Raw genomic sequence first — 24,180 nt, forward strand, 5'->3', positions numbered from 1 at the left:
CGGAGGCGTTCAGGCGGTGGCGCCGCGGGTGACGAGGGTGCCGATGAAGGCCACGAACCGGTCGAGGAAGAACCCGATCACCCCGACATAGACGAGGGCGACGATGATCTCGGAGATGTGCGACGAGTTCCAGGCGTCCCAGATGAAGAAGCCGATGCCGACGCCGCCGATGAGCATCTCCGCCGCCACGATGGCGAGCCAGGACAGGCCGACGCCGATGCGGAGCCCGGTGAAGATGTAGGGGGCCGCCGAGGGCAGCATGATCTTCACGAAGAATTCGAGCGGGTTGAGGCGCAGCACCGCCGCCACGTTGCGGTAATCCTGCGGGATGTTGCGGATGCCCACCGCCGTGTTGATGATGATCGGCCAGATCGAGGTGATGAAGATCACGAAGATGGCCGAGGGCTGGCCGTCGCGGAACGCCGCGAGGGAGAGCGGCAGCCAGGCCAGCGGCGGAATCGTGCGCAGCACCTGGAAGATCGGGTCGAGGCCGCGCATGGCCCAGTCCGACTGGCCGATCAGGGTGCCGACCATGATGCCGACGACGGTGGCCAGGGCGAAGCCGAAGGCGACGCGCTGGATGCTGGCATAGATGTGCCAGAACAGGCCCTTGTCGGTGCCGCCATTGTCGTAGAACGGGTGGGCGATGATGTCCCACGCCTCGGTGACGACGCGCGAGGGCGGCGGCAGGCCGGCGGTGGGCCGCGAGCACAGCAGCTCCCAGATCACCAGGAAGGCGATCAGCACCACGATCGGCGGGATCAGGTTGACGGCGATCTGGCGGAACGTCGCCAGGGTCACGAGGGGCTTGCGCGGGGCCTTGGCCGCCGGCTTCGCGGCGGCTCCCGTCACGGCGATGGTGGAGGTGTTGGCCATCACGCGATCCTCTTGATGCCGAGGCTGGACAGGTAGGCGGCGGGATCGGCGGGATCGAAGACCTTGCCGTCGAAGAAGGTCTCCTTGCCGCGCGACGTGGAGGTCGGAATCGCGGTGACGCCCAGCGCCTTGGCGGCGTCGCGCCAGATATCCTCGCGGTTCACCTTGGCGATGAGCGCCTTGGTGTCCGTCTGCGCGTCGAACTTGCCCCAGCGGATGTCCTCGGTGAGGAACCAGAGGTCGTGGCTCTGGTAGGGGTAGGAGGCGTTGTCGGCGAAGAACTTCATGACGTAGGGGCTGTTCTCGACCACGCGGCCGTCGCCGTAATCGATGGTGCCCTTCATGCGGCCGGCGACGTCGCCGACGGGGATGTTGATCCACTGGCGCTTGGCGACGATGGCCGAGAACTCGTCCCGGTTCTCGGGCTTGTCGCACCACATCTGCGCTTCCAGCACCGCCATGGTCAGGGCCTTGGCGGCAATGGGGTTCTTCTCGACCCAGGAGGCGCGCATGGCGAATGCCTTCTCCGGGTGATCCTTCCACAATTCGCCGGTGGTCAGCGCGGTGTAGCCGAGGCCCTGCTGCACGAGCTGCGCGTTCCACGGCTCGCCGACGCAGAAGCAATCCATCGTGCCGACCTTCATGTTTGCCACCATCTGGGGCGGCGGCACGACGATGGTCTCGATGTCCTTGTCGGGGTCGATCCCGCCGGCGGCGAGCCAGTAGCGGATCCAGAGGTCGTGGGTGCCGCCGGGGAAGGTCATGGCCGCCTTCACGGACTTGCCGGCGGCCTTCTTCTTGTCGATCGCCGCCTTGAACACCTTGGAATCGAGGGAGACCTTGGCGTCCAGATACTCCTTGGCCACCGAGACGCACTGGCCGTTGGTGTTGAGGCGCGCCAGGATCTGCATCGGCACGGGGACGTTGTTCTGCGTCACGCGGCCGGCCGAGATCAGGTAGGGCATCGGCGTCAGGATGTGAGCGCCGTCGATGCCGTTCCCCTCCGAGCCGAGCACGAGGTTGTCGCGGGTGGTGCCCCAGCTCGCCTGTTTCAGCACCTCCACGTCGGGCATGCCGTGCTTGGCAAAGAAGCCCTTTTCCTTGGCGACGAAGAGCGGACCGGCATCGGTGAGGGCGATGAAACCGAGCTTGGCGCCCTTCACTTCCGGGCCGGCTCCCTGCGCGAAGGCACCGCCGGGCAGCGCAGTGCGCGCCAGGGCTGCCAGCGACAAGGTCGCGGCGGCGCCCTTCAAGAGGCTGCGGCGGCTGTTCTGAAACCCGTCAGTCATGGAAAACTCGATCCCTCGAAGCTTAAGCATTCGACCTGAAAACGAAAAAAACCGCTGCCCAAACGCAACCGAAGGCAGCCGCGAAAGCGCGCCAGCGGGTTACTTGGGTCAGCGGCTCTGCCGACATTCGCGCCCGTCGCCGTTGACGAGCGGGATAGGCACAGCAGGTTCCGTGCCAGATGCCGGCCAGCCTGTAATCGCTCTAAGGCCGAAGGCGGTTCGGACGGCGCGGGAGAGCACGCGGCCCGGCTGCGGCGGCGGGGCGTGCATTGCACAATCGGGAGGCTTATCATGCCGCCAAAAGCGGCGTCCGGCCCCGATCAGCCGCTCAGAGCGGCATCGAACAGGTCCGGGCGGTAGATCGCGCGGGCGGCGGAACGAAGCTCGTCGGAGGCGACAAGCTGTCCGGCGCGCTCCGCCTCGCCGACGAACCAATCCGCATGGCCGGGGGCGGGCCGGTGCGCCCGCTCGCCGAACAGGCTGAAATGCGGGTCCCGCCGCCGACGCCCGCCGGAATCGACGATCACGTCCCCCGTGAGCGCCCGTTCGAGAATCGGCGCCGGTACGTTCAGGTAGCCGTCGCGCGAAAGGAGGGAGGCGAGTTCGGCGCTGTTGCCGGGATCGGCGCACCAGCGCCCGGCCCGGTCGAGGGCCCGCACCAGGGGAGCGCAGCGCGGCGCCTCGGATTCCGGCAGGGCCAGAACCTTCTCCGGGCAATCGGGCAGGAGTTCACTGCCGAGGACCGCGATGCGGCCATACCCCTCCGCCACGGCGACGCTGTTCCAGGGGCTGCCGACGCAGAACCCGTCGATCAGTTCGCGCCGCAGCGCCTCGGCGATCTGTGGCGGCGGGATCACCACGAGGCGCGTCTGCGTGTCGAGGTCGAGGCCGCCGCGCTCGGCGAAGATCCTGAGCTGGTAGGTGTGGCTGGAGAACGGATGCACCGTGCCCAGCGTCAGGGGCCGTCCCTCCCGCTCCCGCCGCATGGCGATGTGCGCGAAAGCGGCGGCCACGGTGTCGACCTCGTCGTCCGCGGCCTCCATCGCCTCCCATAGGGGGCGGGACACCGTGATGGCGTTGCCGTTGAGGTTGAGCGCCATCGGCACGCAAAGCCGGGTCAGCGGCCCGCTCAGCCCGAGCGCGCTGGCGATGGCGAGGGGCGCCAGCATATGCGCGCCGTCGAGATGGCCCACCGCCAGCTTGTCGCGCAGGGTCGCCCAGGAGGGCTCGCGCACGAGGTCGAGGGTGAGCCCCTCGGCCTTGGCGAAGCCGAGCTCCGCCGCCGCGATCAGGCTCGCGGCATCCACGAGGGGGACGTATCCGAGCGCGAGCCTCATCCGAACAGGTCCGCCGTGGTGACGATGGCGCGGGCGATGTCGGCGATCTTGCTCTTCTCGTTCATGGCCTTGCGCCGCATCAGCTTGTAGGCCTCCTCCTCGCTCAGGGAGCGGGCGGCCATGAGGATGCCCTTGGCGCGCTCCACGATCTTCCGGTCGGCGAGTTCGCCCCGCGCCTCCACCAGTTCCCGCTGCAGCCGGGCGAAGGCCTGGAACCGCAGGATGGCGATGTCGAGGATCGACCGGATGCGCTGGGGATGCAGCCCATCCACCACATAGGCCGAGATGCCGGCATCCACCGCCGCCTGCATCATCGGCGCGTCCGAGCGGTCGACGAACATCGCCACCGGCCGCTCCACATGGCGGGACAGGCCCGACATCTGTTCGAGGATGTCCCGGCTGGGGCTCTCCAGATGGATCACCACCACGTCCGGGTTCAGGGCGGCCACCTGCGCCGGCAGGTCGGCGGTGTCGGGGATGATGACCACATCCGCGATTCCAGCGGCGCGCAGGCCCTCTTCGAGGATCGCTGCGCGGGCCCGGCTCGGATCAATCACGGCGACGGTGAAGGAAGGTTCTGTCATCGGGGCCCAATGGGGGGCGGGACGGGCGGTCGTGCCGGCGGGAACGGGCAAGAGGCGTACCTAACACAGGGCTCGACCGCACGGATCTCCCCGACACACCGGCATCGCCGAAAAAGACCGTGGCCAAATCGTCGGCCCAGGTATCTTTCGATACGATCGAGAAAGGAAATGGCCCAGCTTCCGCCGCAAACGCGGGCGCTAATGGCGGTGTCGAAGCGGGGTGAGGTGTTCGGATGGTGGAGTGCCGCATATCGCAGCCTGTCGAGAACGCCCTCGCCTCCGAGGCCGGGACCGGCATGGCGCTCCCCCTGCTGCCGACGATCGTCGTCGCGGTGATCGTGTCCGCCGCCTCCTTCCTCTGCCAGACGCCCTCCGCGCCCATATCCGAGACGCCCGCCAGCACGCGGATCGTCGAGATGGAGAGCCGGACGACGCAGGCGAGCCCGATCGAGACCGCCGATCTGGGCACGGCCTTCGTCCCGGCCGCCTTCGCCTTCCGCGATCAGTTTCCGCTGCGCGACCTCGTGACCACGACGGCCAGCGTCGCGCCGCGCCGCGCGACGTCCCGCACCGCCGCCGTTAAGCCGTCTCAACGCCGGCCCGATTCCGCGCGGTCCGAAATGGCGAAGACCGAGGCGACGAGATCCGACGCCAACCGGGTTCCGTCGGTCGTCGCCGCGAAGGCCGCCGTCTCGCCCGAGCCGTTCCGGGTCGAGGCCGAGGCGGACGAGGACCTCATTCCGCATCTCGCCCTGCCCTTCGCGCCGGCGATCTCCGCGATCAGCCGGGCCGGCAGCTTCGTCGGCACCCAGAGCGCGGCGGTGGGCGCCGAGGCCATGGCCCTCGGCAATGTCGTGACCGGGCTCGTCGACCGCCTGCCGTTGCGGCCCTGATCGCACTGCACCGCGCATCACGCGCGGTTTCGGGCCGGTCCGACCTTTCTTTCAGAGCTTTGCCGCTGGATTCTCCCCCTGTCGGGGACTAGGTGAGCCTTCGTCGACGAGACGGGCGCGACGACCGCATTGCCGCGGGGGCCCGGCGGCAAGGATGGGCATGGCGGGACGGATCGAGGATTACGCGCTGGTCGGCGATGGCCGCACCGCCGCGCTGATCGGGCGCGACGGCAGCATCGACTGGCTCTGCTGGCCCCGTTTCGATTCCGCCGCCTGTTTCGCCTCCCTCCTCGGCACCGAGGAACACGGGTTCTGGAAACTGTCCCCGGCGGATGGCGAGGCCACTGTCACGCGCCGCTACCGGGAGGGCAGTCTCGTCCTCGAGACGCGCTATGTGACCTCCGCAGGCGAGGCCAGGGTGATCGACTACATGCCGGCCAATGACGGGTCGCACATGGTGCGCATCGTCGAAGGCCTGTCCGGCTCGATCGACATGCGCATGGTCCTGGCGGTCCGCTTCGATTACGGGCTCGCGGTGCCGTGGGTGTCTCACAACGAGCTCGGCGACCTGCGGGCGATCTCCGGCCCGCATAAGGTGGTCCTGCGCACCCGCGCGCCCCTCGACGGGGTCGGCCAGACCACGGTCTCGGACTTCACCGTGGCGAAGGGCGAGAGCCTGTCGTTCTGCCTCAGCTATGGCCTCTCGCACGAGGACGACCCGCCCCCGATCGAGCCGCGCAAGGTTCTGTTCCAGACCGACCGCTACTGGCGCGACTGGTCGAGCCGCTGCGCGTCCGGCACGCCCTGGGACGCGATCCTCAAGCGCTCGCTGCTGACGCTCAAGGCCCTGATCTACACGCCCACGGGCGGGATCGTGGCCGCGCCCACCACCTCCCTCCCCGAGGAACTCGGCGGCGTCCGCAACTGGGATTACCGGTTCTGCTGGCTGCGGGATTCGACCTTCACCCTCATCGCACTGATGGATGGCGGCTTTCTCGACGAGGCGCGGGCCTGGCGCGACTGGCTGATCCGCGCCGTGGCCGGCAATCCGGAGCAGGCGCACATCCTCTACGGCATCGCAGGCGAGCGGCTCCTGCCCGAGATCGAGCTCGACTGGCTTCCCGGCTACGAGGGGTCGAAGCCGGTGCGGATCGGCAACGCGGCGGTCGACCAGTTCCAGCTCGACGTCTACGGCGAGATCTTCGACGCGCTCTACCAGGCCCGCCAGCGCGGGTTGCTCGGCGATGCCGATGGCTGGCGCGTGGGCCTCGCCCTGCTGGAGCATCTGGAGAAGGTCTGGAGCGAGCCCGACGAAGGCATTTGGGAGGTGCGCGGCGGGCGCCGCCACTTCGTCCATTCCAAGGTCATGGCCTGGGTCGCCTTCGACCGGGCCATCCGCTCCTTCGAGATGGGTGACGGGCCGCCCGCCCCCGTGGATCGCTGGCGCGCGATCCGTGACCATATCCACGAGGAAGTCTGCGAGAAGGGGTTCGACAAGGAGCTGAACAGCTTCGTCCAGTATTACGGGGCCAAGACCCTCGATGCGAGCCTGCTCCTCATCGCCCATATGGGCTTCCTGCCCCAGGACGACCCGCGTGTCGTCGGCACGGTGGAGGCCATCGGCAAACACCTGATGCGCGACGGATTCGTGCTGCGCTACGACACCGAGGATGACAATACCGATGGTCTGCCCGGCGGCGAGGGGGCTTTCCTGCCCTGTAGCTTCTGGTACGCCGACAATCTGATCGGCCTCGACCGCTGCCACGAGGCGCGGGAGCTGATCGAACGCCTCATCGGCGTCTGCAACGATGTCGGGCTCGTGGCGGAGGAATACGACGTGGGAGCCAAGCGCCTTGTGGGCAATTTCCCCCAGGCGTTCAGTCACGTCACGTTGGTGAACACGATTTTGAACTATAGCCGTGCCAGCGGGCCGGCGCGGGAGCGCAGCGAGAAATCCGCCCTCGCCCGGGCCACATCGCCAAACCGGGCGAGTTCTCCCGGCCAGGGTGTCGCAAATTGAGAAGGCGCCGCGGCCCAGCACAGCTGATCGCCGCAGCCCCGCAAAGAATAGGAAGACGAGACCATGAGCGGAGCCGAGACCAAGCCGAAGGGTGAACTGAGCGAGATCGACAAGCTCTCCATCGACACCCTGCGTACCCTGGCGATCGACGCGGTGCAGAAGGCGAATTCCGGCCATGCCGGCGCGCCGATGGCCCTGGCGCCCGTGGCCTACACCCTGTGGAACCGCTACCTGCGCTACGATCCGGCGCATCCGCACTGGCCCAACCGCGACCGGTTCGTGCTCTCGGCGGGCCATGCCTCGATGCTGCTCTACGGGCTGCTGCACCTCGCCGGTGTCGCCCAGACCGATGGCGGCAACGAGCCTGCGATCACCATCGAGGACATCAAGAACTTCCGCCAGCTCGACAGCAAGACGCCGGGCCATCCGGAATACCATTTCACCACCGGCGTCGAGACCACCACCGGGCCTCTCGGCCAGGGCGTCGCCAATTCCGTCGGCATGGCGATGGGCGGCCGCTTCCTCGGTGAGACCCTGAACCGTCCCGACCTGCCGCTGTTCGACTTCAACGTCTACGCGATCTGTTCGGATGGCGACCTGATGGAGGGCGTGGCCGCCGAGGCCGCCTCCATCGCCGGGCATCTGCGCCTGTCGAACCTGTGCTGGATCTACGACAACAACACGATCACCATCGAGGGGCACACCGAACTCGCCTTCTCGGAAGAGGTGGCGACGCGCTTCCTCTCCTATGGCTGGCAGGTCCTGCGGGTGGCCGACGCCAACGACGTCCACGCCATTTCCGCCGCCCTGGAGACCTTCCTCCAATCCAGCGATCGGCCGACGCTCATCGTCGTCAACTCGATCATCGGCTTCGGCGCCCCGAAGAAGCAGAACACCTCGAAGGCCCATTCCGACGCCCTGGGCGAGGAGGAGGTGAAGGGTGCCAAGCGGGCCTATGGCTGGCCCGAGGATTCCCAGTTCCTGGTGCCGGACGGCGTGGTGGAGAACTTCCGCAGCGGCATCGGCCAGCGCGGCGCCGAGCTGTTCGCCACCTGGGAAGGCTTCATGGCCGAGGCCAAGGCCTCCGATCCGGCCCTGGCCGAAGAGATCGACGCCCTCCTCACGGGCCGCCTGCCCGAGGGCTGGGACAAGGACATCCCGGTCTTCCCGGCCGACGCCAAGGGCATGGCCACGCGCGAATCCTCCGGCAAGGTGCTCAACGCCATCGCCAAGAACGTGCCCCACCTGCTCGGCGGCTCGGCGGATCTGGCGCCCTCCAACAAGACCAAGCTCGAATTCGAGGGGGCCGGTACCCTCTCGCCCTTCGAGCCGGGCGGCCGCAACATCCATTTCGGCGTCCGCGAACACGCCATGGGGTCGATCGTCAACGGCCTCGGCCTCGTCGGCCTGCGCGCCTACGGAGCGACCTTCCTGGTCTTCGCCGATTACATGCGCCCGCCGATCCGCCTCGCCTCGCTGATGGAGTTGCCGGTCTTCCACGTCTTCACGCACGATTCGATCGGCGTCGGCGAGGACGGCCCCACCCACCAGCCGGTGGAGCAACTCCTGACGCTCCGCGCCATCCCCGGCCTCGTCACCCTGCGCCCGGCGGATGCCAACGAAGTGGCGGAAGCCTACCGGGTCATCATGGGGTTGAAGGATCAGCCGGCCGTGCTGGCCCTGAGCCGCCAGCCGCTGCCGACCTTCGACCGGACCAAGTACGGCAGCGCCGCCGGCGTCGCGAAGGGCGGCTACGTGCTTGCCGATTGCGAGGGGACGCCGGAGGTCATCCTCATCGGCACGGGCAGCGAGGTGCAGCTCTGCGTCTCGGCCTACGAGGCGCTGACGGCGGAGGGGATCAAGGCCCGCGTGGTCTCGATGCCGTCCTGGGACCTGTTCGAGCGTCAGGACGAGGCCTACCGCAACGCGGTGCTGACGCCGGAGGTGCTCGCCCGCGTCGCCGTCGAGCAGGGCTCGGTCATCGGCTGGGACCGCTATGCGGGCTCCGCCGGCGCGATCATCGGCATGCACACGTTCGGGTCCTCGGCCCCGATCAAGGATCTGCAGACCAAGTTCGGCTTCACGCCCGAGAAGGTGCTGCAGGCCGCCCGCGACCAGATCGCGCGGCACAAGAAGTAGGTCTCGCGGGTTCCCTGAACGACGGAACGCACGTCCCCCTCCCCCTTGTGGGGAGGGGTCAGGAGTGGGGGTGGTTGGGTGACCCGCGGGCTGCGGAGGCCAGCGGAGCCACCCCCACCTCCGGCTTCTCCCCACAAGGGGGAGGAGAGGCGCGCATCCTGACAACGAGTGTTGAACGACGCCGCCTTTCGCGCGCTACTCACGACGACCGACGACGAGGAGTTTTTGCATGAACCCGCTCAAGGCTCTCTTCCCTGAACAGGGCCAGGCCGTGTGGCTGGATTTCGTGGCCCGCGGTTTCATCGCCGATGGACGCCTCAAGAAGCTGGTGGACGAGGACGGCCTGCGGGGCGTGACCTCGAACCCCTCGATCTTCGAGAAGGCGATCGGCGATTCCACGGAATATGACGGCGCGCTGAAGGAGGTCATGGATGCGGGCGACGCCCGCGTCATCGATCTCTACGAGGGCTGTGCCATCGCCGACATCCAGGCGGCGGCCGACGTGCTGCGCCCCGTCTACGAGGAGAGCGACGGCGCCGACGGCTATGTCAGCCTCGAAGTCTCGCCCTACCTCGCCCTCGACACCGGGGAGACCCTCGACGAGGCCCGCCGCCTGCACAAGACCGTGGCCCGCGACAACCTGATGGTGAAGGTGCCCGCCACCCCGGCCGGCATCCCGGCGATCCGCGCCCTCACCGCCGACGGGATCAGCATCAACGTCACCCTGCTCTTCGGCCAGGATTCCTACGAGGAGGTGGCGCGCGCCTTCATCGACGGCCTGGAGGAGTTCGGCGCCAAGGGCGGCGACGTCTCGAAGGTCGCCAGCGTCGCGAGCTTCTTCATCAGCCGTATCGACGTCACCGTGGACAAGGCCCTCGACGCCAAGATCGCGGAAGCCAACGATCCCGACGAGAAGGCGGAGCTGGAAGCCCTCAAGGGCAAGGTGGCCATCGCCAACGCCAAGCTCGCCTACCAGCGCTACAAGCGCATCTTCGCCGAGCCGAAATGGCAGGCGCTCGCGCAGAAGGGCGCCAAGGCGCAGCGCCTGCTCTGGGCCTCCACGGGGACCAAGAACAAGGCCTATTCCGACGTGCTCTACGTCGAAGAGTTGATCGGCCGCGATACCGTCAACACCATGCCGCCAGCCACGATGGACGCGTTCCGCGACCACGGCACGGTCAAGCCCGCCATTGAGGAGAACCTCGGCGACGCCGAAGCCGTGATGGTCCGTCTGGCCAGGGCCGGCATCGATATCGGCGCGGTGGCTAAGCAACTCGTGGAGGAGGGCGTCCAGCTCTTCATCGACGCCGCCGACAAGCTGCTCGGTGCGGTAGCGGGCAAGCGCGCCGATTTCCTCGGCGCCAAGCTCGACGGCCAGACCCTCATCCTCGGCGATGCCATCGGCGCGGAGGCGAAGAAGGCGGTCGAATCCTGGCGCGCCTCGGGCTCGATCCGCCGGCTCTGGGCGCATGACAAGACGGTCTGGTCGAATGCCGACGAGGACCAGTGGCTCGGCTGGCTCCGCATCGTCGAGGACGAACTCGCCCGTGTCTCCGAATACCAGGCCTTCGCCGAGGATGTCCGGCAGACCGGCTTCACCGACGTCATCGTCCTCGGCATGGGCGGGTCGAGCCTCGGCCCGGAAGTGCTGGCCGAGACCTACGGCACCCGCGACGGTTTCCCGACGCTGCGCATCCTCGATTCCACCGATCCCGACCAGGTCCGCGCGGTGGAAAGCGCGGTCAACCTCGAGACGACGCTGTTCATCGTCGCCTCGAAATCCGGCTCCACCCTCGAGCCCAACGTGTTCCGCGATTACTTCCTCGGCCGGATGAAGGCGTTGGTCGGCGAGCGGGCCGGCGCGCATTTCGTGGCCGTCACCGATCCCGGCTCGGCCATGGAGGCGGCGGCCAAGGCCGACAATTTCCGCCGGATCTTCTACGGGGTGAAGCAGATCGGCGGGCGCTATTCGGTGCTCTCGGCCTTCGGCCTGGTCCCGGCGGCGGCGTCCGGCATCGACGTGAAGCAGTTCCTCGACACGGCGCGGACCATGGTCCGCTCCTGCGGCCCGGCCGTGCCGCCCGCCCAGAATCCCGGCGTTCTGCTGGGCACCGCCATGGCGGCGGCCGCGCTCCATGACGGTCGCGACAAGGTCACGTTCATCGCCTCGCCGGGCATCGACACGTTCGGGGCCTGGGCCGAACAGCTCATCGCCGAATCCACCGGCAAGGACGGCAAGGGTCTCATCCCCGTCGACGGCGAGCCGGTGGGCGTGCCGGCGGTCTATGGCCGCGACCGCTTCTTCGTCTATCTGCGCCTCGACAACCGGGCGGATGCGCAGCAGGACGAGGCCGTGCGCAGCCTGGAGCGCGAGGGCCACCCCGTCGCCCACGTCACCATGGCGAACGAGGAGCAGCTGCCGCAGGAATTCTTCCGCTTCGAGATCGCCACGGCGGTGGCCGGCGCGCTGCTCGGCATCAACCCGTTCGACCAGCCGGACGTGGAAGCGAGCAAGATCGAGACGAAGAAGCTGTTCGACGCCGCCGAGAAGAGCGGTTCGCTGCCCTCCGAGACGCCGCTCTTCGACGACGAGACCATCGCCCTCTACGCCGACCCGGCCAATGCCGGGGCTCTGCCGCAGACGGCGGACGGGTTCGAGGCGGCCCTGAAAGCTCATCTCGCGCGGATCAAGGACGGCGACTACGCCGCGCTGCTGGCCTACGTCGCCCGCAACGAGGCGCACCACGCCATCCTGCAGGAGGCGCGCATCGCTCTGCGCGACAAGCGCAAGGTCGCGACCTGCCTCGAATTCGGGCCGCGCTTCCTCCACTCCACCGGCCAGGCCTACAAGGGCGGGCCGGATACCGGAGTGTTCCTGCAGATCACCGCCGACCCGTCGGAGGATCTCGCGATTCCTGGCCGGGCGCTGGGCTTCGGCACCGTGGTGGCGGCCCAGGCGCGGGGCGATTTCGCGGTCCTGGCCGAGCGCGGCCGTCGGGCCCTGCGCGTTCACATCAAGGGCGGCGACGTGGAAGGCGGTCTGAAGCGTATCGCGGCGGCGATAAAGGCGGCTTTGGCGTGAGGACAGTGGGATGACCCGGAATCGCCGGGTCATTCCAACCTGCTACCTCATCCTGAGGCGCCCGCTCCTGCGGGCCTCGAAGGAGGGCTCCAGAGATCACCGTGCCGGCTGGAGGCCTCCTTCGAGGCCTCCGCTGCGCTGCGGCGCCTCAGGATGAGGCGGGTTGATAGGAAGACGCATCGATGCCCGGGCTGACGAGCCCCCTCAATCAGGAGATCCCCAATGCAACTCGGCATGATCGGCCTCGGGCGAATGGGCGGCAACATCGTCCGCCGCCTCCTGCGGGACGGGCACACGGCCGTGGTGTTCGACCAGAACCCGGAGGCCGTGGCGGCCCTGGTCGCCGAGGGCGCCACCGGGGCGGCGAGCCTGGAGGAGTTCGTCTCCAAACTCGACGTGCCGCGCGCGGCCTGGGTGATGCTGCCGGCGGGCGCGATCACCGAGGCCACCGTGGCGCAGCTCGGCGACCTGATGCAGGCGGACGACGTCATCATCGACGGCGGTAACTCGTTCTATAAGGACGACATCCGGCGGGCGGCCACCTTGAAGCCGAAGGGCATCCATTATGTCGATGTCGGCACGTCGGGCGGCGTCTGGGGCCTGGAACGCGGCTATTGCATGATGATCGGGGGGAGCGACGACGCCCTCGACAGGCTCGACCCGATCTTCAAGACCCTGGCGCCGGGCGTCGGCACCATCCCGAAGACGCCGGGCCGTGAGGGCCGCGATACCCGCGCCGAGGAGGGCTACATCCATGCCGGTCCGAGCGGGGCCGGGCATTTCGTCAAGATGGTCCATAACGGCATCGAGTACGGGCTGATGCAGGCCTATGCCGAGGGATTCGACATCCTGAAACACGCCAATTCGAAGGATCTGGCCGAGGACCAGCGCTTCGACCTCAATATCGGTGACATCGCCGAAGTCTGGCGGCGCGGCAGCGTGGTCTCGTCCTGGCTCCTCGACCTCACGGCCGGGGCGCTGGCGGGCAACGAGGCCCTGGACGGTTTCTCCGGCTTTGTCGCCGATTCAGGCGAGGGACGCTGGACGTTGAACGCGGCCATCGAGGAATCGGTGCCGGCCAATGTGCTCTCGGCTGCCCTCTACGCCCGCTTCCGCTCGCGCGAGGACGCCTCCTACGCGGACAAGCTGCTCTCGGCCATGCGCAAGGGCTTCGGCGGCCACGTCGAACCGAAATAGCCTGTCGTGCAGGCGATCGAGGACCAGACCAGGAGGAGGCATCTCCGCATGATCCCGCTACCGAACAACGCGGAAATCTTTCCCGATGGCGAGAGCGTCGCCCGCGCGGCGGCCGACCGCCTCGTGACCCTCTGCGCCGAGAGCAAGCAGGAGCGCATCGCCATCTGCCTCTCGGGCGGGTCCACGCCGAAGCGGCTCTACACCCTGCTGGGCGGACCCGACTATGTCGGTGCCCTCCCCTGGGACCGGCTGCACTGGTTCTTCGGCGACGACCGGTTCGTGCCTTGGACCGATGAGGCCAGCAACATGCACATGGCCCGCGTGGCGTTCGGGGACGCCCCGATCCCCGAGGGCCATCTCCACGGCATTCCCACCGACGGGACGCTGGACTCGGCGGTCTCCGCCTATGCGGCGACCCTGAACGACTTCTACGGCGCCGATAGCCTCGACCCGGCGCGCCCGCTCTTCGATCTCGTGCTTCTCGGCCTCGGCGAGGACGGGCACACCGCCTCCCTGTTTCCGGGCAAGCCCGCCGTGAACGAACGCGAATCCTGGGTCGCCGCCGTGCCCGAGGCCGGGCTGACGCCATTCGTACCGCGCGTCACCCTCACCTTCCCGGCGCTCGCCTCCTCGCGTCAGCTTCTCGTGCTCGTGACGGGGGCGGGAAAGCGCGAGCCCCTCACCCGCATCGCCGGGGGCGAGGATTTGCCCGCGCGCCACATCTCGAGCGTCGGCTCTCTGACTTGGTTGCTCGACCGCGCGGCTGCGGATCTCGGCTGAGACCGAGGACCGGCGGTCCGTCACCGTCCTGGCGCCTTGGCATCGTCGCATGCGGAGCCTCGTTACATGTAACGGCTTGGGAAAGGTCTCGTCATTTCGGCAACTGTCGGTCAGCGCGTCAGCAAGAGTCGTGATGCGCTCCGGGCGGCTGGCCTGCGGCCCATCCAGATCTGGGTGCCCGACACCCGGAGGGCGGGCTTTGCCGAAGAATGCGCGCGGCAGGCTCGGGTCGTCGCGGCGATAGATGCGGCCGATCGGGAACTTGATGCCTTCATGGAGGCGGCGCTCCTCGATATGCTCCCTGAGCGCGAGGCATGAAGCGGGGCGATCTCGTCACCATCGCCATGCCCGGCGATTTCGGCAAACTTCGTCCAGCTCTCATCATCCAATCTGACGCGTTCGTCGAGACCGGCACGGTCACGGTGCTGCTGATATCCGGCACGCTGGTCGAGGCTCCCCTGATCCGCACGACCGTCGAGCCGAGAGAGGCCAATGGCTTGAAGAAACGCTCACAGGTCATGGTGGACAAGGCCATGTCGGTGAAGCGGGAGAAGATCGGCGCGCGGATCGGGCATCTCGATTCCGAGACGATGCTGGCGGTGACGCGGGCGCTGGCCGTGTTTTTTGGCATTGCCTGAACGCGGATCGCTGCCTGGGCGATCGCACGAGGCCGATCAGAGACCGTCCGGGATCGACGGCTACGATTTCAACACCGGCTCCGAAATATCGCCGCTGCCGCGCCGGGCCAGGTATTCCGGTTGGAACAGGCACATGCGCACCGCGTCGCGGTACTTGCCGTTGACGAAGAACTCGTCCTTCAGGATGCCCTCCGGCACGAAGCCGCAACGCTCGTAGATGCGCACGGCACGGGCATTGTCCTTGTCCACGTGCAGGTAGAGCTTGTGGATGTTGAGGACGCTGAAGGCGTAATCCATGGCGATGCGGGTGGCGCGCGGGGCGTAGCCCTGGCCCTGGAAGGCCGGGTGGATCGCGATCTGGAATTCGCAGCGCCGGTGCAGGTGGTTGATCTCCACGAGCTCCACGAGGCCGGCCGGTGCGCCCTCCGAATTGGCGATGATGAAGCGCCGCTCGGTCTGGTTGTGGATGTTGCGCTCGTAGAGCTGCGCCAGTTCGGCGAAGGACTCGTAGGCCTCCTCGAACCAGTAGCGCATGATGCTGTCGTTGTTGTTGAGCTGATGCACGAACATCAGGTCTTCGCGCTCCAGCGGGCGGAGCTTCACCGGGCCGTCGGCCGCGATGGTGCGGGGAGCGAACTTGCTCATGGAGTCACGACGCATTCCGTGATGAGACGGCGCATGAACGCCTCGCCGGCCTCGAGGGCGGCGAGGGTGATGTACTCGTCCGGCTGGTGGGCCTGGTCGATGGAGCCGGGTCCGCAGACGACGGTGGGGATGCCCGCCCCTTGGAACCGCCCGGCCTCGGTGGCGTAGGGCACGGAGATGGTGTGGTTGCGCCCCGCCACCCGCAGGGTCAGGCGCTCGGCCTCGGAACCCGGCTCGGGGGCGAGGCCCGGCACCGCCACCTCCTCGACGGTCTCGATCCGCCCGTAATCGCCATAGCGGTTGAGCCGGTCCTTCAGCACCGTCTCGACCTTGGCGACGAACAGGGCCGGGATCTCGGCCATGTCGAGATCGGGCAGGCCGCGGAACTCCCAGTGGAAGGTGCAGATCTTGGGCAGGATGTTGCGCGCCGTCCCGCCGGAGATCGTGCCCACATGCACGCTGGTGGAGGGCGGGTCGAAGCGGCCCGATGCGTCGCCCCGCTCGATCATCGCATCGGCGATGCGGTTCAATTCGGAGACGAGCTCGGCCGCCGCCATGACCGCGTTGGCGCCGAGCATGGGTTTGGCCGAATGCGCCTCGTGGCCGTGGACGGTGGTGAAATAGGTGACGATGCTCTTATGGGCGTCCGCCACTTCGAGATCGGTGGGCTCGCCCACGATCACCGCGCCTGGGCGGGGCAGGTCCTTGCCGAAGCGGGCGATGGTGTCGGCGACGCCGAGGCACGTGGTCTCCTCGTCGTAGGAGAGCAGGATATGGATCGGCCGCTTCAGGTCGGCGGCGAGCATGTCCGGCACGGCGGAGAGCGCCAGGGCGCAGAAGCCCTTCATGTCCACGGAGCCGCGCCCATAGGCGCGCCCATCCGCGATCCGCAGGGTGAAGGGGTCGCTGCTCCAGGTCTGTCCCGTCACCGGGACCACGTCGGTATGGCCGGAGAGGACGATACCACCATCCACCATCGGGCCGATCGTCGCGAAGATCGCCGCCTTGTCGCCCGCTTCATTGGGGATGCGCACATGGCTCACGCCCCAGCCGTCGAGATAGGCGCAGACGCTGTCGATCAGCGCGAGGTTGGAGCGCGAACTCTCCGTGTCGAAGGCGACGAGGCGCGCCAGCAGGTCGAGCGTGCTCAACCGTTCTCCGCCGCCCGACATCGGCCTCAGCAGGTTTCGCAAAAGTGGCCCCCGGTTTTGCGGCAAAAACCTGCGTCAGAGCAAAAACCCAAGCAGGGTGAAGCGTTGGCCTGCCAACGTGAACCCGCTTAGTGGACGCTGCGGCGGACGTGCGGCGAATCGAGGGAGAAGGCGGGGATCTCGGCCTCGAAGCTCTCACCGGCGGTGGTCGACATGGTGTAGCTGCCGGCCATCAGCCCGTCGGGCGTGGTGAGCGGGCAGCCGCTCGTGTAGCTGAACGACTCGCCGGGGCCGAGCACCGGCTGCTTGCCGACCACGCCGGCGCCGCGCACCTCCTGGGTCTCGCCGCGGCCATCGACGATGCGCCAGTGGCGCGAGCGCAGCTGCACCTGCTCGGAGCCGTTATTCACGATCTCGACAGTGTAGGCGAAGAAGTAGCGGCTCTCGTCGGGCGAGGATTCCTCCTCGACGAAGCGGGGCTGGACGGTCACGCTGATGCCGCGCGTCTGGGCCTTGTACATCGCCTTCAAAGCCTCCCGTGCCGTCGCCCACCCATAAGCGACATAGCCTTTTCGCCGTGGTACGTCCCGAGCGAAATCGCGTCAATCGTGCTGAATGCGGGGCTGCCCGCTCCAATGGGAAGGTCGTGCACCGTGGTCGAGGAGACCGTCTCGCCCCTGCCCGCTCCGTTTCCAGGTCGGGCCGTGCTCGCCAGCCTCGCCATCGCTGTCCTGGCCGGTGCCTTCGCCTGGAACGCGCCGGAGCGGAACGCCTGGGCCGCGCTCGCCCTGGGGGGAGCGCTGGTGCTCGACGGTCTCGCCCTGCTGGCAGGCGCATTGCTGGCCCGACGCGGCCCGGCGCCCCGGATCGCCGGGCTGCCCTCGCTGGTCCTGGCCTTCGGCCCGGCGGCAGGCCTCGGCGCCGTGCTCTTCGCGGTGGCGCTCCTGCTCTGGCCCGCCGGGTTTCCCCCCGTGGCGAGCGCGCTGGCGGGCCTGATCGCCATGGGCGCCATCGCTCGCCTCGTGGTCGCCTGGATCGTGCTGCGGACCCGGCGGGAGGATGAGGCTTAACGGCGCCTTCAGCGATCCGTAGGATGGTGCATGTAATTATGCGGCATTCCTGAACCCCAGCCGGGGAAGGCGGCCCAGTGCGGAGCGGGCGACGCGAGACCATGCCGGATACCAAGCAGGACACGGCGCCGACGAGCCCGCACCCTTCCCTCGGCGAGAAGTCCGGAGGCATTCTGGCGGCGCAAGGGATCCAGGCCCTGCATGCGGCCGGCGCCATCCTCCCCGAAACCCCCTTCGCGGCCGATCAGGTCCAGCCGGCGAGCCTCGACCTGCGCCTGGGGTCCCGCGCCTTCCGGGTCCGCACGAGCTTCCTGCCCGGTGCCCGCCCGGTCTCAGCCTGCATCGCGGCCTTCGCTCTTCATGAGATCGACCTGACCGCCGGCGCGGTGCTGGAGACCGGCTGCGTCTACATCGCCGAAGTGCAGGAGACCCTTGCACTTCCGGCGGATGTCGCGGCCAGCGCCAACCCGAAAAGCTCCACCGGCCGCATCGACGTGTTCACCCGCGTCATCACCGACCGGGGGCAGGCCTTCGATCAGGTGGAGGCGGGGTACCGGGGCCGGCTCTATGCCGAGATTTCGCCGCGCACCTTCCCGGTCCGCGTCCGTACCGGGTCGCGCCTGTCGCAGATCCGGTTCCGCCGGGGCGAGCCGCGCCTCACCGACACCGAACTCGCCTCGCTTCATGCGGCCACGCCGCTCGTGGCCTCGGCCACCCCGTCCTTCCAGGGCGGCATCGCCGTGTCGGTGGATCTCGCCGGCTTCGAGGGGCTCATCGGTTACCGCGCCAAGCGCCATACCGGCCTCGTCGACGTGGATGCGCCGGGCCGGCACCGCACCGCGGATTTCTGGGAGCCGCTGGCCGCCGACGGCTCGGGGGCGCTGATCCTCGATCCCGGCCAGTTCTACATCCTCGCCTCCAAGGAAGCGGTGCAGGTGCCGCCGGATTTCGCCGCCGAGATGGTTCCGTTCGATCCGCTGGTGGGCGAGTTCCGGGTCCATTACGCCGGCTTCTTCGATCCCGGCTTCGGCTTTGCCGGGGCGGGGGGAGCCGGTGCGCGGGCGGTGCTCGAAGTGCGCTCGCGCGACGTTCCGTTCCTGCTGGAGGACGGCCAGATCGTCGGCCGCCTCGTCTACGAGCGCATGGCCGAGCGCCCCGCCGCCCTCTACGGCGCCGATGCCGGGTCCAACTACCAGGCGCAGGGGCTGAAACTGTCGAAACACTTCGCCTGAGGTCGAAGGCGCCCTACCCCGCCGGATCGATCTCCGCCTCGGCCGGGTCGATGTCGTAGCGGCGCGAGCAGAACTCGCAGGTGATGCCGATGCGCCCGTCCTCGGCGATCATGTCCCGGCGTTCCTCGGGCGAGAACGAGCGGATCATCCCCATCACGCGCTCGGGCGAACAGCGGCAGCGCTCGTGGATGGCCTGCGGCTCGAACACCCGCACGCCGCGCTCGTGGAAGAGCCGGTAGAGCAGGCGCTCGGAGGAGACCTCCGGATCGACCAGTTCGTGGTCCTCCACCGTGTTGACGAGGCTGCGCGCCTCGACCCAGGCATCGTCCTCCGGCGCCGCGCCCGCATCGAAATGGACGTGGCCCTCGGGGATGTCGCCGGGGGGGAGGTCGGCCAAGCGCGCGCGGTCGATGGATTGCGGCAGGAACTGGATCAGGAGTCCGCCGGCACGATAGCTGTTGGTGCCGTTGGCGAATTGCTCGGCCACGGCGAGGCGGACCTGGGTCGGGATCTGCTCGGATTGGCGGAAATACTGATGGGCCGCCTCTTCCAGGCTCTGGCCTTCCAGGGCCACAACACCCTGGTAGCGGCTGAAATCATTGCCCTGGTCGATGGTCATGGCGAGGTGGCCCTGCCCGATCAGATCGGCATCTTTGAGAGGGGCGCTCCCCAGAGCTTCGATCCGCGCGGCGTCGAATCGTGCCGTGGCGCGCAGGCGGTCGGGCGCCTCGAAATCCACCACGATCATCTCCACCGGACCATCGGTCTTGGTCTGGAGCTGGAACCGGCCCTCGAACTTCAGGGACGAGCCCAGCAGTACGGTGAGCGCCGCCGCCTCACCCAGCAGACGCGCCACCGGGTCGGGATAGCCGTGGCGGCGCAGGATGGTGTCGACGCTGGGGCCGAGCCGGACCACGCGACCTCGCACGTCCAGCGCCTCCACAGAGAACGGCAGGGCGACGTCGTCGGCGCCGTCGATGATCGTGGGGGAAATCTCGTGTCCGGAGGTCATGGCCTCTCCATGTCTCTTGCCATCCGGTCCGCGGACCGAACGCATTGGCTCGATTCTCAACCTCATCCTGAGGCGCCGTAGCAAAGCGAAGGCCTCGAAGGAGGCCTCCAGTTCGCGCGACGAACACTGGAAACCTCCTTCGAGGCCGCTTCGCGGCACCTCAGGATGAGGTCGCGCGGGGGATGAGCAACGCTGTGCAGATCGCGACCGTCCGCATCGTCGAGTATGGCACTCAACCACCGACCGTGCATCCAGGGTCGGATATAGGGATGAGCCCGCCGTTTCACACGGCCTTCAGTGCCGCGCGTACACTACATCCGCCACTGGCGCAGTCGGAAGGTCTCGACCGAGATCGTCGTCGGCGGATATGGGCAAGCGCGTGCGAGCCGTCCCTCACGCCCCCAGGCACCACGCCAGAATGCCCTTCTGCGCGTGAAGCCGGTTCTCGGCCTCGTCGAACACCACCGAGCGCGGGCCGTCCATGATTTCGGCGGTCACCTCCTCGCCGCGATGGGCGGGGAGGCAGTGCATGAAGATCGCGTCGTTCTTGGCCGCCGCCATCAGCTTGGCGTTGACCTGATAGGGCGAGAGCAGGTTGTGGCGGTAATGCTCGTCGTCGTCGCCCATGGAGACCCAGCAATCGGTGACGACGGCATCCGCCCCGTCCACCGCCTCGAAGGCGTCGGTGGTGACGTTGATGCGCGCGCCCTCGGCCCTGGCCCAGGCGAGGAGGGCCGGCGGGGCCGACAATTCCAGGGGGGCGGCGATGTTGAGGGTGAAGTCGAACCGTGCCGCCGCGTGCACCCAGGAGGCCAGCACGTTGTTGGCGTCCCCCGACCAGGCGATGGTGCGCCCCTGGATCGGCCCGCGATGCTCCTCGAAGGTCAGCACGTCGGCCATGATCTGGCAGGGATGCGAGACCTTGGTCAGGGCGTTGATCACCGGCACTTCCGCAAAGTCGGCCAGTTCCAGCATCGTGTCGTGGTCGAGGATGCGGATCATGATCGCGTCGACGTAGCGCGACAGCACGCGGGCGGTGTCGCCCACGGTCTCGCCCCGGCCGAGCTGCATCTCGCTGCCCGTCAGCATCAGCGTCTCGCCGCCGAGCTCGCGCATGGCGACGTCGAAGGAGACGCGGGTGCGGGTGGAGGGCCGATCGAACACCATCGCCAGCGTCTTGCCCATCAGCGGGCGCTCGGCGGCGATCTCGCCCTTGCGACGACGGCCCTTCATCGCGGCCGCGGAGGTCAGGACGGCACGCAGATCCTCGCCGGAGAAGTCCTTCAGGTCGAGGAAGTGGCGGGGCCTGGTGGCGGTCCCGTTGGTCTGGGGAATCATCGGCTCGTTCTTCGTGTTGGGCATATCGACGTTGCGGGCGTCGCGGTCCGGCGACGAGGCCGGACCCGGACGGCCATGCGTTACTCCGCGGCTCCGCGCATCTGCGCGCCGAGTCGTCCGGCCGTGGCGTCGAGGCGCTCGACCGCCTCGGCCACCTCCGCCTCGGAGACGATCAACGGCGGCAAGAGTCGGACCACGTTGTCGCCCGCGGGAATCACCAGCAGGCGCTCGTCGCGCGCCGCCGCGGTGAAGGCGGTGTTGGGCACGCCGAGCTTGAGCCCGAGGATGAGGCCGGTGCCGCGAATCTCCGAGATCACCCCCGGATGCCGGTCGATGACGGCGCCGAGACGCTGCTTGAGGAGCAGGCCCATCCGCAGGACGTGGTCGAGGAAGCCGTCGGCGAGCACCACGTCGAGGACGGCATTGCCCACCGCCATGGCGAGCGGATTGCCGCCGAAGGTGGTGCCGTGGCTCCCCGCCGTCATGCCGCGCGCGGCCTCCGCCGTGGCGAGGCAGACGCCGAGGGGGAACCCGCCGCCGATGCCCTTGGCCGCGCTCATGATGTCGGGTGTGACGCCCGCCCATTCATGGGCGAACAGGCGGCCTGTGCGGCCGACGCCGGTCTGGACCTCGTCCATGATCAGGAGCAGGCCGTGCTCGTCGCAGAGCGCCCGCAGGCCGCGCAGCATCTCGGTGGGCACCGTGCGGATGCCGCCCTCCCCCTGGATCGGCTCGATCATCAGGGCGGCCGTCTCCGGGCCGATCGCCGCCACCAGCGCGTCGTGATCGCCGAAGGGCACCTGGTCGAACCCGTCCACCTTCGGGCCGAAGCCGTCGATGTACTTCTGCTGTCCGCCCGCCGCGATGGTGGCCAGCGTCCGCCCGTGGAACGCGCCCTCGAAGGTGACGATGCGGAAGCGCTCCGGGTGTCCGCCCGCCGCATGGTACTTGCGCGCCATCTTGATGGCGGCCTCGTTCGCCTCGGCCCCGGAATTGGCGAAGAACGCCACGTCCGCGAAGGTCGCGTCCACGAGCCGCCGGCCGAGGCGCTCGCCTTCGGGGATCTCGAACAGGTTCGAGGTGTGCCACAGCTTCTGCGCCTGGGTGGTCAGGGCCTCCACGAGGTGCGGATGGGCGTGGCCGAGGGCGTTGACGGCGATGCCGGCGCCGAAATCGAGATATCGCTCGCCGTCGCGCGTCACGAGCCAGGCGCCCTCTCCGCGCTCGAAGGCGATCGGAGCCCGGACGTAGGTCGGCAGAAGGGCGGATGTCACGATCCCGACTTCCCATCGTCAAAGCGGGCACGCGGATTGGCCGCGGCACCAAATGAAAGTGCCGCCTCGAAACCGGGCGGCACCGCTGTGATTACTAGAGAATTGGCCGGTTCTGTCAATGATCGGCCGGGTTCATATGCCTGACATGCCTGAGGGTTAGGCTGTGCGCGAGGACACGATACGGCGGTCCCGCCGATGGTCCTGCGACGCCCGCGCGGCGGGTGCGGCTCAGATGGCCGGGAACGCGGCTCCAAGCTTGCGCGGCTCGGAGCAAGTGTGCTCTGTCCCGCCCCGTCGGGCGCGCCCCCGAGAATGGCATGCCTTCAGGGAAGGACGGACGGATGAGCACGGTCAAGGAACGCCTGGATGCCCTCGGCCTGGTGCTGCCGAAAGCCGCGGCCCCGGTGGCGAATTACGTACCCTTCATCCGCACCGGCAATCTGGTCATCATCTCCGGCCAGATCTGCTTTGGCGCCGACGGCAAGCTCGCCGATGCCCACAAGGGCAAGCTCGGCGCCGAGATCTCCCCGGAGGCCGGCATCGCCGCCGCCCGGCTCTGCGCCCTCAACGTGCTGGCCCAGGTGCAGGCGGCCGTGGGCGATCTCGACCATGGCGTCGTGCAATGCCTGCGCCTCGGCGGCTTCATCAATGCGGTGCCGACCTTCGCCGGCCTCGCCGGGATCATGAACGGGGCCTCCGACCTGATGGTCGAGATCCTGGGCGATCGCGGCCGGCATGCCCGCTCCACCGTGGGCGTCGCCGAACTGCCCCTCGACGCCGCCGTCGAGGTCGAGGCGATGTTCGAGGTGAAGTGAGGATGGGGTCGAACGCCCCCGCCTGGCTCACCGCGACCCCCATCGCCCATCGCGGCCTGCACGACCGGGCCGCCGGCATCCCCGAGAACACCCTGGCGGCGGTGAAAGCCGCCATCGCCGGCGGCTACGCGATCGAGTGCGACGTGCAGCTCAGCGCCGACGGCGAGGCGATGGTGTTCCACGACGAGGCGCTCGGGCGCCTCACCGGCGCCGTCGCCCTCGTGGCCGAGACGCGGACGGACGCCCTCCGGTCCCTGGCGGTGGCCGGCTCGCCCGAGACGATCCCCACCCTGCCCGACACCCTCGCCACCATCGCCGGCCGGGTGCCCCTGGTGGTCGAGGTCAAGTCGCGCTTCACCGGCGACCTGCGCCTCGTCGAGCGCGTGGCCGCCATCGTCTCGGGGTATGACGGCCCGGTGGCGGTGAAGTCCTTCGACCCGGCCCTGATCGAGGCCTTCGCCGGTCTCGCGCCGGACGTCCCGCGCGGCATCGTCGGCGAGACCACCCAGGACGATCCGGCCTATGCGCTGATGCCGGAGAGCCTGCGGCGCTCGCTCTCCGACCTGTTGCATCTCGAAGCGAGTCGCCCCGACTTCCTGTCCTGGCGCGTGGACGACCTGCCCTGTGCCGCGACCTATCTCTGCCGCCATCTCGGCCGGATGCCGCTGATGACTTGGACGGTGCGCAATCCCGACCAGCGTCAACGCGCGCACGAGCACGCGGACCAGATGGTGTTCGAGGGGTTCCGGCCCTGAGGATCGGCGTGATGGGGGGCGGTCTTCCTGTGAACGACGATGCGAGGGCCGAC

The 24,180-nt window shown here is 68.5% G+C and carries 22 protein-coding genes; 12 read left to right on the forward strand and 10 right to left on the reverse strand.

Features of this window, described 5'->3' with window-relative positions; genetic code table 11:
* Nucleotides 1-9 precede the first annotated feature (9 nt).
* From ntrB to ASF34_RS19450, 4 genes are all read right to left on the reverse strand, one after another.
* Entirely contained in the window at nucleotides 10-876 is an 867-nt protein-coding gene (gene ntrB / locus ASF34_RS19435) for a nitrate ABC transporter permease (protein ID WP_056163610.1), read from the reverse strand.
* Nucleotides 876-2,165 (reverse strand): CmpA/NrtA family ABC transporter substrate-binding protein, encoded by a 1,290-nt coding sequence (locus ASF34_RS19440; protein WP_056163613.1) that lies wholly within the window; start codon nucleotides 2,163-2,165, stop codon nucleotides 876-878. The genes ntrB and ASF34_RS19440 overlap by 1 nt, the downstream gene beginning before the upstream one ends.
* 320 nt (nucleotides 2,166-2,485) lie before the next feature.
* Nucleotides 2,486-3,502 (reverse strand): CmpA/NrtA family ABC transporter substrate-binding protein, encoded by a 1,017-nt coding sequence (locus ASF34_RS19445; protein WP_018044089.1) that lies wholly within the window; start codon nucleotides 3,500-3,502, stop codon nucleotides 2,486-2,488.
* A complete protein-coding gene (locus ASF34_RS19450; protein ID WP_018044090.1) occupies nucleotides 3,499-4,086 on the reverse strand; it encodes an ANTAR domain-containing response regulator in 588 nt (195 codons plus the stop codon). The genes ASF34_RS19445 and ASF34_RS19450 overlap by 4 nt, the downstream gene beginning before the upstream one ends.
* Nucleotides 4,087-4,319: 233 nt before the next feature.
* On the opposite strand from ASF34_RS19450, the gene ASF34_RS19455 reads away from it, so the two are divergent.
* The 8 genes from ASF34_RS19455 (at nucleotide 4,320) to ASF34_RS19490 (ending at nucleotide 14,835) form a co-directional block, all read left to right on the forward strand.
* Nucleotides 4,320-4,979, forward strand: coding sequence for a hypothetical protein (locus ASF34_RS19455; RefSeq protein WP_056163616.1), 660 nt, complete (start codon nucleotides 4,320-4,322; stop codon nucleotides 4,977-4,979).
* A 160-nt stretch (nucleotides 4,980-5,139) separates the two neighbouring features.
* A complete protein-coding gene (locus ASF34_RS19460; protein WP_056163619.1) occupies nucleotides 5,140-6,999 on the forward strand; it encodes a glycoside hydrolase family 15 protein in 1,860 nt (619 codons plus the stop codon).
* A 63-nt stretch (nucleotides 7,000-7,062) separates the two neighbouring features.
* On the forward strand, nucleotides 7,063-9,138 hold the full coding sequence (gene tkt / locus ASF34_RS19465) for a transketolase (RefSeq protein WP_018044093.1): 2,076 nt from the start codon (nucleotides 7,063-7,065) through the stop codon (nucleotides 9,136-9,138).
* A 229-nt stretch (nucleotides 9,139-9,367) separates the two neighbouring features.
* Complete coding sequence (locus ASF34_RS19470; protein ID WP_056163622.1) at nucleotides 9,368-12,220, forward strand: bifunctional transaldolase/phosoglucose isomerase; 2,853 nt, start codon at nucleotides 9,368-9,370, stop codon at nucleotides 12,218-12,220.
* A 222-nt stretch (nucleotides 12,221-12,442) separates the two neighbouring features.
* Nucleotides 12,443-13,417: a phosphogluconate dehydrogenase (NAD(+)-dependent, decarboxylating) gene (gene gnd, locus ASF34_RS19475; RefSeq protein ID WP_018044095.1), complete on the forward strand. Its 975-nt coding sequence runs from the start codon at nucleotides 12,443-12,445 to the stop codon at nucleotides 13,415-13,417.
* 48 nt (nucleotides 13,418-13,465) lie between these two features.
* On the forward strand, nucleotides 13,466-14,197 hold the full coding sequence (gene pgl / locus ASF34_RS19480; RefSeq protein WP_056163768.1) for a 6-phosphogluconolactonase: 732 nt from the start codon (nucleotides 13,466-13,468) through the stop codon (nucleotides 14,195-14,197).
* A gap of 93 nt (nucleotides 14,198-14,290) precedes the next feature.
* Complete coding sequence (locus ASF34_RS19485; RefSeq protein ID WP_018044097.1) at nucleotides 14,291-14,515, forward strand: antitoxin MazE family protein; 225 nt, start codon at nucleotides 14,291-14,293, stop codon at nucleotides 14,513-14,515.
* Nucleotides 14,512-14,835: a type II toxin-antitoxin system PemK/MazF family toxin gene (locus ASF34_RS19490; protein ID WP_056163626.1), complete on the forward strand. Its 324-nt coding sequence runs from the start codon at nucleotides 14,512-14,514 to the stop codon at nucleotides 14,833-14,835. Before ASF34_RS19485 ends, ASF34_RS19490 begins: the two co-directional genes overlap by 4 nt.
* A 60-nt stretch (nucleotides 14,836-14,895) precedes the next feature.
* Here ASF34_RS19490 and speG read toward each other — a convergent pair whose 3' ends face one another.
* The 3 genes from speG to apaG all read right to left on the reverse strand — a co-directional run bounded on the left by speG (nucleotide 14,896) and on the right by apaG (nucleotide 17,152).
* Complete coding sequence (gene speG, locus ASF34_RS19495) at nucleotides 14,896-15,480, reverse strand: spermidine N1-acetyltransferase (protein WP_018044098.1); 585 nt, start codon at nucleotides 15,478-15,480, stop codon at nucleotides 14,896-14,898.
* Nucleotides 15,477-16,652 (reverse strand): acetylornithine deacetylase, encoded by a 1,176-nt coding sequence (argE, locus tag ASF34_RS19500; protein WP_056163629.1) that lies wholly within the window; start codon nucleotides 16,650-16,652, stop codon nucleotides 15,477-15,479. The genes speG and argE overlap by 4 nt, the downstream gene beginning before the upstream one ends.
* Nucleotides 16,653-16,759: 107 nt before the next feature.
* Nucleotides 16,760-17,152 (reverse strand): Co2+/Mg2+ efflux protein ApaG, encoded by a 393-nt coding sequence (gene apaG / locus ASF34_RS19505; RefSeq protein ID WP_018044100.1) that lies wholly within the window; start codon nucleotides 17,150-17,152, stop codon nucleotides 16,760-16,762.
* 132 nt (nucleotides 17,153-17,284) lie between these two features.
* Here apaG and ASF34_RS19510 point away from each other — a divergent pair, with 132 nt between their 5' ends.
* Complete coding sequence (locus ASF34_RS19510) at nucleotides 17,285-17,701, forward strand: hypothetical protein (RefSeq protein ID WP_056163633.1); 417 nt, start codon at nucleotides 17,285-17,287, stop codon at nucleotides 17,699-17,701.
* A gap of 101 nt (nucleotides 17,702-17,802) precedes the next feature.
* Nucleotides 17,803-18,933: a 2'-deoxycytidine 5'-triphosphate deaminase gene (locus ASF34_RS19515; RefSeq protein WP_056163636.1), complete on the forward strand. Its 1,131-nt coding sequence runs from the start codon at nucleotides 17,803-17,805 to the stop codon at nucleotides 18,931-18,933.
* Nucleotides 18,934-18,946: 13 nt separating this feature from the next.
* On the opposite strand, the gene ASF34_RS19520 is transcribed toward ASF34_RS19515, so the two are convergent.
* From ASF34_RS19520 to ASF34_RS19530, 3 genes are all read right to left on the reverse strand, one after another.
* Nucleotides 18,947-19,945 carry an Hsp33 family molecular chaperone gene (locus tag ASF34_RS19520; RefSeq protein WP_056163641.1) on the reverse strand — a complete coding sequence of 333 codons (999 nt, stop codon included), beginning with the start codon at nucleotides 19,943-19,945 and terminating at the stop codon, nucleotides 18,947-18,949.
* A gap of 393 nt (nucleotides 19,946-20,338) precedes the next feature.
* The gene (gene argF, locus ASF34_RS19525) at nucleotides 20,339-21,307 is read right to left on the reverse strand and encodes an ornithine carbamoyltransferase (RefSeq protein ID WP_244479048.1); all 969 of its coding nucleotides are present in this window, start codon (nucleotides 21,305-21,307) and stop codon (nucleotides 20,339-20,341) included.
* A 56-nt stretch (nucleotides 21,308-21,363) separates the two neighbouring features.
* The gene (locus ASF34_RS19530) at nucleotides 21,364-22,557 is read right to left on the reverse strand and encodes an aspartate aminotransferase family protein (RefSeq protein ID WP_056163644.1); all 1,194 of its coding nucleotides are present in this window, start codon (nucleotides 22,555-22,557) and stop codon (nucleotides 21,364-21,366) included.
* Nucleotides 22,558-22,898: 341 nt separating this feature from the next.
* Between ASF34_RS19530 and ASF34_RS19535 the strand changes: the two genes are divergently transcribed.
* Both ASF34_RS19535 and ASF34_RS19540 read left to right on the forward strand, forming a co-directional pair.
* Nucleotides 22,899-23,372: a RidA family protein gene (locus tag ASF34_RS19535; protein ID WP_018044106.1), complete on the forward strand. Its 474-nt coding sequence runs from the start codon at nucleotides 22,899-22,901 to the stop codon at nucleotides 23,370-23,372.
* A gap of 2 nt (nucleotides 23,373-23,374) precedes the next feature.
* On the forward strand, nucleotides 23,375-24,127 hold the full coding sequence (locus ASF34_RS19540) for a glycerophosphodiester phosphodiesterase (protein WP_018044107.1): 753 nt from the start codon (nucleotides 23,375-23,377) through the stop codon (nucleotides 24,125-24,127).
* The last annotated feature ends 53 nt before the right edge of the window (nucleotides 24,128-24,180 follow it).

Source organism: Methylobacterium sp. Leaf106, from assembly GCF_001422895.1.
Lineage (GTDB): Bacteria > Pseudomonadota > Alphaproteobacteria > Rhizobiales > Beijerinckiaceae > Methylobacterium > Methylobacterium bullatum.

What these genes read in the sequence shown, in the direction of transcription:
- ntrB (WP_056163610.1), bottom strand. Translation starts at nt 876, where the DNA reads ATGGCCAACACCTCCACCATCGCCGTGACGGGAGCCGCCGCGAAGCCG.
- ASF34_RS19440 (WP_056163613.1), bottom strand. Translation starts at nt 2,165, where the DNA reads ATGACTGACGGGTTTCAGAACAGCCGCCGCAGCCTCTTGAAGGGCGCC.
- ASF34_RS19445 (WP_018044089.1), bottom strand. Translation starts at nt 3,502, where the DNA reads ATGAGGCTCGCGCTCGGATACGTCCCCCTCGTGGATGCCGCGAGCCTG.
- ASF34_RS19450 (WP_018044090.1), bottom strand. Translation starts at nt 4,086, where the DNA reads ATGACAGAACCTTCCTTCACCGTCGCCGTGATTGATCCGAGCCGGGCC.
- ASF34_RS19455 (WP_056163616.1), top strand. Translation starts at nt 4,320, where the DNA reads ATGGTGGAGTGCCGCATATCGCAGCCTGTCGAGAACGCCCTCGCCTCC.
- ASF34_RS19460 (WP_056163619.1), top strand. Translation starts at nt 5,140, where the DNA reads ATGGCGGGACGGATCGAGGATTACGCGCTGGTCGGCGATGGCCGCACC.
- tkt (WP_018044093.1), top strand. Translation starts at nt 7,063, where the DNA reads ATGAGCGGAGCCGAGACCAAGCCGAAGGGTGAACTGAGCGAGATCGAC.
- ASF34_RS19470 (WP_056163622.1), top strand. Translation starts at nt 9,368, where the DNA reads ATGAACCCGCTCAAGGCTCTCTTCCCTGAACAGGGCCAGGCCGTGTGG.
- gnd (WP_018044095.1), top strand. Translation starts at nt 12,443, where the DNA reads ATGCAACTCGGCATGATCGGCCTCGGGCGAATGGGCGGCAACATCGTC.
- pgl (WP_056163768.1), top strand. Translation starts at nt 13,466, where the DNA reads ATGATCCCGCTACCGAACAACGCGGAAATCTTTCCCGATGGCGAGAGC.
- ASF34_RS19490 (WP_056163626.1), top strand. Translation starts at nt 14,512, where the DNA reads ATGAAGCGGGGCGATCTCGTCACCATCGCCATGCCCGGCGATTTCGGC.
- speG (WP_018044098.1), bottom strand. Translation starts at nt 15,480, where the DNA reads ATGAGCAAGTTCGCTCCCCGCACCATCGCGGCCGACGGCCCGGTGAAG.
- argE (WP_056163629.1), bottom strand. Translation starts at nt 16,652, where the DNA reads ATGTCGGGCGGCGGAGAACGGTTGAGCACGCTCGACCTGCTGGCGCGC.
- apaG (WP_018044100.1), bottom strand. Translation starts at nt 17,152, where the DNA reads ATGTACAAGGCCCAGACGCGCGGCATCAGCGTGACCGTCCAGCCCCGC.
- ASF34_RS19515 (WP_056163636.1), top strand. Translation starts at nt 17,803, where the DNA reads ATGCCGGATACCAAGCAGGACACGGCGCCGACGAGCCCGCACCCTTCC.
- ASF34_RS19520 (WP_056163641.1), bottom strand. Translation starts at nt 19,945, where the DNA reads ATGACCTCCGGACACGAGATTTCCCCCACGATCATCGACGGCGCCGAC.
- argF (WP_244479048.1), bottom strand. Translation starts at nt 21,307, where the DNA reads ATGCCCAACACGAAGAACGAGCCGATGATTCCCCAGACCAACGGGACC.
- ASF34_RS19535 (WP_018044106.1), top strand. Translation starts at nt 22,899, where the DNA reads ATGAGCACGGTCAAGGAACGCCTGGATGCCCTCGGCCTGGTGCTGCCG.
- ASF34_RS19540 (WP_018044107.1), top strand. Translation starts at nt 23,375, where the DNA reads ATGGGGTCGAACGCCCCCGCCTGGCTCACCGCGACCCCCATCGCCCAT.